Raw genomic sequence first — 10,834 nt, forward strand, 5'->3', positions numbered from 1 at the left:
GAAATAAGGCATTTGCCCTATTTTGAATTTACTTGCTTAAAAGACACCAATTATTTATTTCAATTTATTTTATTATTTTTTAAATTTGATTTATAAACTACTGAACAAATGAAAAACAGCAAAATAGTATCTTCTGAACAAAAAAATGAATTAATCGATTTGTTACGCATTCGTTTTGAGAAAAACACAAATCGTCATAAAAACGTAAAATGGAATGACGTTCTGTCTAAATTAGAAGCAAATCCTGAAAAATTATGGTCGTTGAATGAGATGGAAAAAACCGGAGGCGAACCTGATGTGGTTGGTTTGGATGAAAAAACAGGAGAATATATTTTCATGGATTGTTCTGCTGAAAGTCCGAAAGGACGAAGAAGTGTTTGTTATGATCGCGAAGGACTAGATTCGAGAAAAGAATACAAACCCGAAAATAATGCTATTGATATGGCTACAGAGATGGGAATTGAACTTTTATCGGAAGAACACTACCGCGAATTACAACAATTGGGAAAATTTGACACCAAAACATCAAGTTGGATTAAAACACCAGACGAACTTAGAAAATTAGGTGGTGCTTTGTTTGCTGATTTTCGGTATAATCAGGTTTTTGTGTATCATAACGGAGCTCAATCGTATTATGGAGTTAGAGGTTTCAGAGGTGTTTTGAAAGTTTAAAATAGTTGTTCCGCTCATATACTCAGCCACTCAGTATCTCAGTAACTCAGATACTTCTCCTCAATCACAATATTAACCCAAAAAACAGTTTATCCGTTTTAGATGACTTACCTTTAAGAAAAGTAAAATGTATGTCAGATAAAAACAAAAAACAGTTTGGTGTTTGGATGGACACCCACAATGCAACCATCGTTGGAAGAGAAGATGTTGATAATGGAGAATTTATCGTTTTGGGTACTGTTTCCAATGCCGGAGCCGACTATAATTCGAGTGAAAAAACAGCTAATAACCATGAAATTGGTTTAATGCAGAAGTATTTTAAAGAAATTGCTTTCGTTATGCCAAATGTGGATGAAATTCATCTTACGGGTACAGGACAAGTTCAAGAACAATTTATGAAATTTCTAGCGGATACTCCACAATACAAAAATGCGGAGGCTACAGAATGTACTTCTAACAAAATGAGTGATGAAAATTTTGTTGAGTTTATAGCGAAACGCTTTAACTAAATAAAGTTAAATTTCAGTATAAGAACCGTAGATATATTCTGCGGTTTTTTTATGCCTTTTCAGAAAACCGACAACAGAAAACAAAAAAATACCGCAGGGAAACCCGCGGCATTTTCACTCTCAAAAATCAATCGAATTCATAGCAAATAGTTAGGAGGAACAAATATGTTCTCGAAGTGCTTTTAATTTTTCTCTTTCACGATGAAGCTCAGTTCGTTGTGTTCTAATCATCATGTTGTGGCGTTCATCTACTTCATTTTCTACATCTTCAATTAACCAATCATCATAATTTCCTATAGCAATATCTTCTCTAAAAACACATGAATCTAACAAGGCTTGATTAAGATTTTCTGAAATAGTTTTTTCTAAATCCATCCATAATTTAAAAAATTTTCCGCTGGTTTTGTTTAAACCAATTGGACTTCCACCCAAGCGTTTAATTTCATCACAAAGTTCCTTTACACATCTTTTACTAGTTACAATAAATAATGAAAACTCAACTTTTAACTGTGAATCTTTTGCTTCTTGAATAGCGGTTTCATATCCTTGAATTCGATCGTTATTTACTTCCACTAACGAATTTAATATTTCAACTGTTTTTGTTTTAGAATTTTCCATATCTACCATTTTTAGTATTATCATGAGCTACATTGCCCCAGCACCATCCAAAGGATAACAAAAACTATAATTGTTCCAAAACAACCTCCGCCTAGCTTCTTGGCCCCGTAACCAGCAAGTAATGCTCTAAAAAAATTATTCATACTTTATACTCTTTTAAGTTATTATATTATTCTTTTGGTAAGCTCCAGATATCCGGTTCTTCCATGTCATTAGCTTTCAAAATCTCTTTGTGACTAAGGGTTGCTTTTTTCTTAGATTTATTTTTTAAATCTCGCATAACCGAACTTTTCGTCTCTCGACTGCCTTTATTTCTTGCTTTATCTTCCATAGTAAATTCATTTAAGGTTAAACATCCATCAATGCATTACAAAGGTGCGATAGGAGCTGCTGTTTCTTGTTATATAATTTTTTCAAAAAATTACATATTATCCACTCGACATGGTTTTTTTCTGGAGGTAGTAAACAAAAAAAGGTGCCTAAAAATAGGCACCTCATGTATTTATATTTCGTTTAGTTTATTCTGCTACAACCAGTTTGCTGGCACTGCGGTATAAAAACTCATTATAAACATGTCTTCTGGCAAACCGTGCAGGCGATTCTGCATTTACCATTTTGATATATGTTACTTTTGGAACACCAAAATATTCAAACTTGTTTCCATCTAAAAAGTGAATGTTTAAAACCCCATCTTCCATATAAAATTCTAAGATACCGGAGGTGGTTGTGGTTTTTATATATTCGTCTTTCACTTTTTCTTGCGTTTCGGGAGCAATGCTCACCAAAAAGTGATAGGCCTCAATAATGGCTTTACTTCTTTCTTCTGCAGCGGTACGTTCAATTGGATCGGCAATAGTGTCCGGATGATCTTCCTTCATACTGTTGCGGTAAACAGTTTTCAATTCTTTTAATGTTGCCGTTTTAGTTACTTCGAGTAATTTGCGGTACTCGGCAATTTTTTTTGAGTTCATAAATAACAGTTACAAACGTGTTGACACGTTTTAATTTTCGGCAAAAGTAGTTTATTTTTTTATACATTCAACTTGTGCGTTGTTTTAAAGCAGAATAACTTTATTGTATTGTGGTATGAATGACCTACTTATAGCTTCTAAAAGCTTTGAACCCTTACTAAATTAACAATACCGATTAATGAATAAATCCTATTATCGTTATATTAGTTAAACCCAAACTTACTATACAGGTTTGTTTTATTGTAATGTTACATACAACAATTCTGTCACCATTGATGCTTTATTCATACACTATCCATACACTATCCATGCTTTATCTATACAGTTGTCGGTTATCTTGACTCGTCCTGACCCGTCCTAAAATAACTATACAAATTAATAAATAAATCCTACTATAGTTATGACTCGTCCTGATTTAGCTATACAGATTAAATTACTTTTCCATCACATATTTATCAATAATATAATGTGAGATTTGATTAAGTCTTTTTCCTGTTTCAGGATGTATTCCGTCTCCCAGTTCATTAAAAAATTCCGGTTTTCCGTTTACTTTACAATACCAATAAAGTGGTTTGCCTTGTTTATTAAAAAAAGTGGTTGTATCAGACACCTCAACTTTTCTAAAATTCAACAACTTTTTATCTAACGGAACGATAGTATTTTCTAAAGGATTTTTTTCTGAATCAGTGCAATCCACCACTTCATAATGATCGTTTTGCCATTGCATGCATTGCTTTTCAGTGAACACAAATTTGGCTAATGAAAATCCGCCCAACAATGACGCAATGATAAGAAAAATGGTGATGAGCTTATTTTTTCCTAGCCAATACGCAAAACCTTTAGACTTACTTATTTCTTTTTCAGGTTGATGCCCCTCTGGCTGTGTAATAACAGGTAGGGCAACATGTATTGGATCTTTAACAACTTCATTTTGCTCCGTTTTTGAAAAAATTCTATACGGTCTTTCTTTAAAATCTACCATAATCGCAGCGAGTTCAACTCTAATTTTGATATCGGTATCTTTTTCAGTCTTTAAAAAAGAAATGATTGTTTTAAATTTATCTACGGCAACCCTATCAATCGCCTTTTTTACAATTTCACCTTCTTTTGCTTCAAAGAACAAACGGAAAACTTCTTCATCATTTCTACTTACTCCTTTCTCATAAATAAATCGACAAAATTCGCGTAGTTGAGCCGGTGTTGGATTTTCTAAAATGCCGCTTACATCCTTTTCTTTTGCAAACACATATTGCTCTTTAATTGCCAGCTTATAATCCTTAAAAGTAGTTTTATTCATATCAGTAAAAAATTGAATTTCGGAATTTATCGGAATAAGCGGAAATCATCGGAATTATCGGAATTCCTTATGAACACCCTCACAAAAACCCTATTCCTTTGCTTCAGAATTTGTTTTTGTTCTAACCTGCAATTGGAACAAATGTACAAAACAGATTCAAAAAAAGTGTCGCTATACAGGACTGAAATTTTATTCGGGAAGTATATCAGGACGGTTCTGTTTTAGCACACTTCACTTCCCACCATTTCATTGAGTCTCAATTTTTTTAAAGTCGGCAAAATCCGACACGCTCCTTTGGTTTTTACAAACCGAACAGCAAAAACTATGTTCAATTTTTATACTTATAATCATGAAAAAAATACTTTTCATTTCGCTATTTTGCACCGCAATTGGTTTTTTTACTTCTTGCTCGGCTGATGATGTAACTGATCAAGCACTGTCTGTTGCTGCGGATGACACGGGTGGACAACACGGTATTCCGCCGCCACCTCCTCCACCGCTTACAAACAATCCATAATTGGACTTTATCATTTAATTTAATACCTTCGGGAAATGAAACAAAAGCTGATTCATTTCCCGTTTTTTTTTCTTGTATTACTAATTTTCAATTGTTGTGAAAAAGAAAACATAACGCCAACGAAAGAAAAGTTTACCATTTTACGTGAAAAAGCGGATAATTTTGAGCAACACTACCAACTTGATAGTGCCTATTTTTATTATAATGAAGCCAAATTGCTTACCGCTAATTCAGACGAACGTTTTGCTTATATCCAACTTAAAACGGCAACCATTCAAAATTATATCGGTGATCATTACGGCTGTGAAGAAACCATTACGGAAGCACTTGCTCACTACGAAGGTTCTACTTACCTTCCCTATTTTTACAATCTTCTTGCTATTTCCTATCACAAACAAAACAGCTTGGAAGAATCGTTGAATTATTATAAAAAGGCATACGATTTAGCAACTAATCAGCTGGAAAAAGCCATCATTCAAAACAACATCGGACTGATTTATCTGGAAAAAAAACAATATCAAAAAGCGATTAAAACCCTTGCTCCTTTGGTGACAGATGATGCTCTTTCTAAAAATCCGTATGAGCTTGCTCGTGTGTTGGATAATTTAGGTTACACCCAATTTTTGCTGAAACTAGAAGATGCATCTGAAAATCTTCATTTAGCATGGGAGTTAAGAGACAGCCTGCAGGACAATATTGGACTCATTGCTTCCAACATGCATTTGTCTGAATATTATCAACATAAAAATGACCTTTTAGCCAAAGAATATGCTGAAAAAGCTTATCAATCTTCGCAAAAAGCCACTAGTCCTGACGATCAGTTAGAGGCGTTGAAATGGCTTACGGAGTTTGGGGATTTAAACGACTCCAAACACTTTTATCAACAGTACATTGCATTGAATGATAGTATTATTAAAGCCCGAAGTATCGCCAGAAATCAATTTGCAAAAATAAAATACGACTCTAAAAAAGCTACGCAGGAAGTCATTAAATACAAAAATCAAAAATCACTTCTTTTGGCTTTGATTGGTTTGATAGTTGTGATTGCTATTTTGCTCTATAAATTATACCAGATAAAAAACAAGCGAAAACTTCAACAATCGACCTATCTCACCGAAACCCGAATTTCCAAACGCATCCACGACGAATTAGCCAACGATGTTTTTAATGCAATGACCTTTACACAGACTCAAAATTTAGAAAATCCAATTTCAAAAGAGGCACTGCTTGACAATCTTGAGCAGATTTACCAACGCACGCGTGATATTTCAAAGGAAAACAGCGAAATCCGCACCGATGAAAATTATGAACCGGATTTATTTCGAATGATTGACGGATTTAGTGATCATCTTTTAAATGTAATCCGAAAAATAAATGAACCTATCAATTGGCAAAAAATAACTTCTGAAAAAAAAATTACCTTACAACGGGTGATACAGGAATTTTTAATCAACACCAAAAAACATAGTGAAGCAACACTAGTGATTATTGACTTTTCAGAGGATAAGAAAAATATCTCGGTAACTTATACAGACAATGGGATTGGAATAAAAAACACTCAACAACGCAAGTCAGGTCTTCAAAATGCGGAAAACCGTATTTTAGCTATTCAAGGAAGTTATACTTTTGACCAAACCATCCAAAAAGGATTTAAAGTGACGGTAGTCATCCCTAAATAATTGCCTATGTTCAAAAAGATTTTAATTGCCGAAGACCTGGATTCAATTAGCCTTGCAGTGCAACATGTGTTGAACGAACTTCAGCTCAACCTCTACTTGCACGACAAATATTGCGAAGGTGCCTACTTAAAAATTAAAAAAGGATTGGTTGACAACGAACCATTCGAACTATTGATTACCGATTTGTCTTTCAAAGAAGATGGCAGAGAGAGCAAATTGGCTACGGGAGAAGATTTGATTGCTGCCGTTAAAGCCATCCATCCTAACATCAAAGTAATCGTGTATTCGGTAGAAGAAAAAGAATACCGCATCAAATCCTTATTTGAAAAATTAGCCATTGATGGGTTTGTACTCAAAGGCAGAGAAAGCTTATATCAACTCAAAACAGCCATCAAAACGGTAGCTCAAAATAAAACCTATATTTCTCCGGAAGTGCATCACGTTTTACAAAACAAAACCGGTTCACAAATTGATGAATTTGATATCCATCTCCTAAAGCACCTTTCTTACGGAATCGCCCAAGAGGATATGGAAAACGTGTTTAAAGAAAAAGGCATCAAACCCAGTAGCAAAAGCACTATTGAAAAACGATTAGGAAAATTAAAAATCCTTTTCAAAGCGAATAATCCTGTTCATTTGGTGGCGATTGCGAAGGATTTGGGGATAATTTGAGGTCGGTTTTCAGTTGTTTGTTATCTGTTGTCTGAAAACTGTGACTGAGGCGGAGATTGAAAACTGAGACTGACAACTTACTCTCAATGGAACACGGATTTAGCAGATTAGCTGCAGCTAAACGCAGATTTTCACGGATTTTGATAGCTTCGCTATATTGGATTAAAAGGGATTGTTCGGAGGACATTTTCATTTGAATAACTTTTTTTTTTAAACTACAACTGAAATCTTCCATCTTCCAACTTCCAACTTCCAACAAAAAAAATCCCAAATTACGGATTCCCGTAAAATACATCTTTCCTATTGGCTTATTTTTGGATAAATTTAACCCAAACCCCAACAAATGCCACAATTTGTTATTCAACAAAACGAGTCCGGAATATGGTTTTATGAACTCGTAACAGATGAAGAAAGTGTATTACTCACCGGAACCAAACATGAATTCCGCCAAGGTTGCCTTGGTGAGGTTATTTCCGTTCGGATGAACGGAGTCTATCTCCAAAATTACGAATTACGCACATCACCTAGTAAAGACCATTTTTTTATCCTTCGCTCAATGGGCAGTGAAAATATAATTGGAGTAAGTGAAATGTACAGTCATCCGGTAGGTTGCGAAAAAGCAATCAACCTTATTAGAAAGCAGGTAGAAAATGCGAATATAAAATAAATTCTTGGGGATTACGGGAATCCGTAAAATAGTGGTTTTGAATGTGTTTAAGTTTGGTGGATTAATCTTCAAAACCTATCAAATGAAATCAAAATTATTTCTTATTGCATTAAGCTCATTGGCTATTGTTTCTTGTAAAACAATTAAATCAGGGACATCAAAATCGATTGACATTTCCGGTGTTGGTGTAATTCACAAACCCGTTATCGCTGATTTAGAAATCGCTCCGCAGAAATCAACCAAAACAATGGTGATTAAAAACATGGAGTTGTTGTCTAATGCTAAAAATGAAATTATTCGAATTTTATTAAATGAAAACAACGCCGATTTATTAGTTGAACCCAAATTTGACTCCACCACCAAAAACGGTAAAACCGAATTAACCGTAACAGGTTGGTTAGCTTATTACAAAAACTTCCGCACCATCGAAGAAAAAGATTTGAAATTAATTGAAATCAGACCCGCAGTGATTAGACAAGTGGAGACGAACCAATCGAGTATTTTAGATAATAAAAAATAATATGGCAGATAATATACTATCAAAAATAACAACATTTTTAAACAGAATTGTAGATGTTGTTTCGCAAGGAAATTTAGAAAGAGTTACCATTTTAAATCAATTTAATTTAGTATTCCGTGAAGCTTATTTTCAAGGTGATTTAGAAAGACTTTGTAGGGTGACAACATCACCTGGTAATCCAAATTTCAGACACGAATTAAGTACTTTTTATTTGAGAAGTGGTTTTAAAATTACAATTGAAAATGATGAAAGATTAACAGAATCAGATTTTATAGAAATATCAAGATATGTGATAGAAAGCAAAGCGTTCGTGAGACAATTGATGGCACTAGGATATGACACTTTGATTATCATTGGTAAAAATTATAGGCAAGGACTTCAAATTCCCTTAAAAGAAATTGCTAATCTTCAAGATTATATGTTAAACGGTTAGTTATGAAAACAATTTTTATTTATTTCGGAATTTTTCTATTCCTTTTTGGAGTTTACTATTTGTTAACTAATAAAAAAAGAAGGCTTAGAAGAAATATAAGAAAAAAATTATCTGAAAAAGAAGGAGATAATTTTAAATCTATTTTTAAAAACATGGTTTTTAGTATTTCAAAATCAAAAGAACTCTATAAATCACTAATTACAAAAGTTCACCCTGATAGATTTACAGACGATAGAAAGTTAAAAGCTGAAGAGCTTTCAGCTAGAATTACAAAGTCTAAAAAAAATTATGATGAATTAGTCAAATTAAAAATTGAAGTTGAAAATTTTTTAAACCAATAATTATGAAAAATAATTTAATCATTTTGCTCCTCATAGCAACTACAGTCACTTTCTCACAAGAAACAAAAAAAGAACTTGAAAAAGAGAAAACAAAAATTGATGCATTTGCCTCAAAAACCGGAAGCATTATCAAATTAACTGATTATAAACTAACCAGTATTAAAACTCTTTATGGTGGTTTATCAGAAACAAGAATTAGAAAAATAAACTCTGGTGCTTTAGTTAGTTATTTTTTCCAGATTGAAAAGCAAGGAAAATACAGTACTTCAACTGCTTCAATAGAATATTCTGATTTATTAGAAGTAATCAAAGCAATTAATTCTTTAAAAAGCGAAGTTGAAAAAGACATGTTATCTAACCCAGATTATTTAGAAAATAAATTCACTACCGTTGATGGTTTCAAAGTGGGTTATATGATTAATAAAGGGAAGGCAACTTGGTATCTTCAACTGGAAAAATATGGTTCAGACAATAGTATTTTTATTGAAAATATTGAGACTGTAGAAAAAGCTTTTGAAGAAGCAAAAAATAAAATTGATGAATTAAAAAAATAGAACAAATGGCAAGACAATCACTAGAACGTTATTAATGAACCAAGTTAATTCTCTACATTTATTTTATACTTTTTTCACAATAAAAAGCGTTTACTATACAACTGTAATTTTGATTTTAAATGTTTTATAAATTAATTATTTTTGTAAAACAAATGTAAGTACTACAATTGAATACACTATGTCAAAAATAATTTTTAGAAAAGATGTGCCACAAACTAAAGCGTTGGTGAAAGCAGCACGTATTTCCGCAAAGAGAGCGTTTAGTGGCTCTAAAGCATTAGGCTTAACTATTACCTACATTAAAGACGGTGTTGTTTATGAGGAAAATGCAAGTGGAACGGTAGTGGCAACAAAGCAAATTGAAAAGGCCGGCGAAGTGCCTTTTGAATTTAAAAAAGGGCAAATTCTACATGCCAAGTAATAAAAAAATCAGATGTTTTGTCATATTTAATGGCTTTAGTGTAGTGATTGACAAAAACATTTTTACATTCAATTTCTTTTTGCGAAGATCATTAACTTCTCTTCCGCAAATCTCTCTTATAATAATTAGCAGAGATACTTAATCACATTTCTATCATGTTCGCTCGTTAGTAATTAGAACCAAAACTATCCCCAATTAGGTGCATACTTTTTATTCATCCCTTATATTTGTTTTCGAACAAACTTTATTTAAAATCTCTTTAAATTTAGGTAATACTACATCCAACCTTTTAATCAAATAGCAAAATAAAATGTACTTCAAAAAATAGTGTTGCTAGTTAAATCAACAGCCATAAACTCAGGTTTAAATCATTTAAAAAAGAATGATAAAAATAAATTTTAGGCTTTTACGGGAATCCGTAATGAATATTTTTTTTATTGTATTACGTTTGTCACAAACCATTTGTACATGAAAAAAACTATACTAATTCTCCTCTATATTTTATGCATTTTTGAAATGAAATCGCAGGATTGTGATGAAATGATAGCGTTCGTTCAATCAAGAAGCTATGGTACCACCTACACCAGTTATAACAGTGATGCCATCTCAAAAGTTACATTTTATGACGTCGTAATTGACTATAAAACGTACTATTTTGCTGTGGTTTGTTTCAAACAAAAATACTCATACAGTTGTTCGGAATATATTTATCAAGTGGCATCAAATACAAAAATGAACTATTCTATCAACTATTATGATAGTGCAGGAAAAGCTTTTTGGAAGTACATTCAACCCTATAACGAAAATCTAAATTGTGCTCCTGATTTTGACTAAGACAACTCGGTATTCACAAGAAAATAATTTATATACATTTTTTAACATAAATAACCAAACAAAACATTCTATTTCAATTAAATACTATATTTTTAGCATCCAAATAAGTTAATTCAACAATAATACTTT

16 protein-coding genes are annotated in these 10,834 nt (G+C 32.6%); 12 read left to right on the forward strand and 4 right to left on the reverse strand.

Going from position 1 to position 10,834, the window contains the following annotated elements:
* Positions 1–108: 108 nt before the first annotated feature.
* A complete protein-coding gene (locus AC23MC_RS00200; protein ID WP_487566564.1) occupies positions 109–672 on the forward strand; it encodes a DUF4256 domain-containing protein in 564 nt (187 codons plus the stop codon).
* A 131-nt stretch (positions 673–803) separates the two neighbouring features.
* Positions 804–1,181: a hypothetical protein gene (locus tag AC23MC_RS00205; RefSeq protein ID WP_487566563.1), complete on the forward strand. Its 378-nt coding sequence runs from the start codon at positions 804–806 to the stop codon at positions 1,179–1,181.
* Positions 1,182–1,331: 150 nt separating this feature from the next.
* Here AC23MC_RS00205 and AC23MC_RS00210 read toward each other — a convergent pair whose 3' ends face one another.
* The 4 genes from AC23MC_RS00210 to AC23MC_RS00225 all read right to left on the reverse strand — a co-directional run bounded on the left by AC23MC_RS00210 (position 1,332) and on the right by AC23MC_RS00225 (position 4,067).
* Positions 1,332–1,799, reverse strand: a complete 468-nt coding sequence (locus AC23MC_RS00210) for a PA2169 family four-helix-bundle protein (RefSeq protein WP_487566562.1) — start codon at positions 1,797–1,799, stop codon at positions 1,332–1,334.
* 169 nt (positions 1,800–1,968) lie between these two features.
* Positions 1,969–2,130, reverse strand: coding sequence for a hypothetical protein (locus AC23MC_RS00215; protein WP_487566561.1), 162 nt, complete (start codon positions 2,128–2,130; stop codon positions 1,969–1,971).
* Between the two features lie 187 nt (positions 2,131–2,317).
* Positions 2,318–2,770 carry a KTSC domain-containing protein gene (locus AC23MC_RS00220; RefSeq protein ID WP_487566560.1) on the reverse strand — a complete coding sequence of 151 codons (453 nt, stop codon included), beginning with the start codon at positions 2,768–2,770 and terminating at the stop codon, positions 2,318–2,320.
* A 433-nt stretch (positions 2,771–3,203) separates the two neighbouring features.
* Entirely contained in the window at positions 3,204–4,067 is an 864-nt protein-coding gene (locus tag AC23MC_RS00225) for a hypothetical protein (protein WP_487566559.1), read from the reverse strand.
* A gap of 349 nt (positions 4,068–4,416) precedes the next feature.
* Between AC23MC_RS00225 and AC23MC_RS00230 the strand changes: the two genes are divergently transcribed.
* The 10 genes from AC23MC_RS00230 to AC23MC_RS00275 all read left to right on the forward strand — a co-directional run bounded on the left by AC23MC_RS00230 (position 4,417) and on the right by AC23MC_RS00275 (position 10,705).
* Positions 4,417–4,584 carry a hypothetical protein gene (locus tag AC23MC_RS00230; RefSeq protein WP_487570616.1) on the forward strand — a complete coding sequence of 56 codons (168 nt, stop codon included), beginning with the start codon at positions 4,417–4,419 and terminating at the stop codon, positions 4,582–4,584.
* A gap of 35 nt (positions 4,585–4,619) precedes the next feature.
* The gene (locus AC23MC_RS00235; protein ID WP_487566558.1) at positions 4,620–6,263 is read left to right on the forward strand and encodes a sensor histidine kinase; all 1,644 of its coding nucleotides are present in this window, start codon (positions 4,620–4,622) and stop codon (positions 6,261–6,263) included.
* Positions 6,264–6,269: 6 nt separating this feature from the next.
* Positions 6,270–6,935, forward strand: coding sequence for a response regulator (locus tag AC23MC_RS00240; RefSeq protein ID WP_487566557.1), 666 nt, complete (start codon positions 6,270–6,272; stop codon positions 6,933–6,935).
* A 343-nt stretch (positions 6,936–7,278) separates the two neighbouring features.
* Entirely contained in the window at positions 7,279–7,602 is a 324-nt protein-coding gene (locus tag AC23MC_RS00245) for a DUF1508 domain-containing protein (protein WP_487566556.1), read from the forward strand.
* Between the two features lie 82 nt (positions 7,603–7,684).
* Positions 7,685–8,122: a hypothetical protein gene (locus AC23MC_RS00250; RefSeq protein ID WP_487566555.1), complete on the forward strand. Its 438-nt coding sequence runs from the start codon at positions 7,685–7,687 to the stop codon at positions 8,120–8,122.
* 1 nt (position 8,123) lies between these two features.
* Positions 8,124–8,555, forward strand: a complete 432-nt coding sequence (locus AC23MC_RS00255; protein WP_487566554.1) for a hypothetical protein — start codon at positions 8,124–8,126, stop codon at positions 8,553–8,555.
* A gap of 2 nt (positions 8,556–8,557) precedes the next feature.
* The gene (locus tag AC23MC_RS00260; RefSeq protein WP_487566553.1) at positions 8,558–8,896 is read left to right on the forward strand and encodes a hypothetical protein; all 339 of its coding nucleotides are present in this window, start codon (positions 8,558–8,560) and stop codon (positions 8,894–8,896) included.
* Positions 8,897–8,898: 2 nt separating this feature from the next.
* Positions 8,899–9,450, forward strand: a complete 552-nt coding sequence (locus tag AC23MC_RS00265; protein WP_487566552.1) for a hypothetical protein — start codon at positions 8,899–8,901, stop codon at positions 9,448–9,450.
* A 178-nt stretch (positions 9,451–9,628) separates the two neighbouring features.
* A complete protein-coding gene (locus AC23MC_RS00270; protein ID WP_487566551.1) occupies positions 9,629–9,871 on the forward strand; it encodes a hypothetical protein in 243 nt (80 codons plus the stop codon).
* Between the two features lie 468 nt (positions 9,872–10,339).
* On the forward strand, positions 10,340–10,705 hold the full coding sequence (locus AC23MC_RS00275) for a hypothetical protein (RefSeq protein WP_487566550.1): 366 nt from the start codon (positions 10,340–10,342) through the stop codon (positions 10,703–10,705).
* The last annotated feature ends 129 nt before the right edge of the window (positions 10,706–10,834 follow it).

This window comes from Flavobacterium sp. T50_26 (genome assembly GCF_057652995.1).

Bases quoted from the DNA above. Each gene is read 5' to 3' on its own strand.
- AC23MC_RS00200 (WP_487566564.1), top strand. From the start codon at position 109: ATGAAAAACAGCAAAATAGTATCTTCTGAACAAAAAAATGAATTAATC.
- AC23MC_RS00205 (WP_487566563.1), top strand. From the start codon at position 804: ATGTCAGATAAAAACAAAAAACAGTTTGGTGTTTGGATGGACACCCAC.
- AC23MC_RS00210 (WP_487566562.1), bottom strand. From the start codon at position 1,799: ATGGAAAATTCTAAAACAAAAACAGTTGAAATATTAAATTCGTTAGTG.
- AC23MC_RS00215 (WP_487566561.1), bottom strand. From the start codon at position 2,130: ATGGAAGATAAAGCAAGAAATAAAGGCAGTCGAGAGACGAAAAGTTCG.
- AC23MC_RS00220 (WP_487566560.1), bottom strand. From the start codon at position 2,770: ATGAACTCAAAAAAAATTGCCGAGTACCGCAAATTACTCGAAGTAACT.
- AC23MC_RS00225 (WP_487566559.1), bottom strand. From the start codon at position 4,067: ATGAATAAAACTACTTTTAAGGATTATAAGCTGGCAATTAAAGAGCAA.
- AC23MC_RS00230 (WP_487570616.1), top strand. From the start codon at position 4,417: ATGAAAAAAATACTTTTCATTTCGCTATTTTGCACCGCAATTGGTTTT.
- AC23MC_RS00235 (WP_487566558.1), top strand. From the start codon at position 4,620: ATGAAACAAAAGCTGATTCATTTCCCGTTTTTTTTTCTTGTATTACTA.
- AC23MC_RS00240 (WP_487566557.1), top strand. From the start codon at position 6,270: ATGTTCAAAAAGATTTTAATTGCCGAAGACCTGGATTCAATTAGCCTT.
- AC23MC_RS00245 (WP_487566556.1), top strand. From the start codon at position 7,279: ATGCCACAATTTGTTATTCAACAAAACGAGTCCGGAATATGGTTTTAT.
- AC23MC_RS00250 (WP_487566555.1), top strand. From the start codon at position 7,685: ATGAAATCAAAATTATTTCTTATTGCATTAAGCTCATTGGCTATTGTT.
- AC23MC_RS00255 (WP_487566554.1), top strand. From the start codon at position 8,124: ATGGCAGATAATATACTATCAAAAATAACAACATTTTTAAACAGAATT.
- AC23MC_RS00260 (WP_487566553.1), top strand. From the start codon at position 8,558: ATGAAAACAATTTTTATTTATTTCGGAATTTTTCTATTCCTTTTTGGA.
- AC23MC_RS00265 (WP_487566552.1), top strand. From the start codon at position 8,899: ATGAAAAATAATTTAATCATTTTGCTCCTCATAGCAACTACAGTCACT.
- AC23MC_RS00270 (WP_487566551.1), top strand. From the start codon at position 9,629: ATGTCAAAAATAATTTTTAGAAAAGATGTGCCACAAACTAAAGCGTTG.
- AC23MC_RS00275 (WP_487566550.1), top strand. From the start codon at position 10,340: ATGAAAAAAACTATACTAATTCTCCTCTATATTTTATGCATTTTTGAA.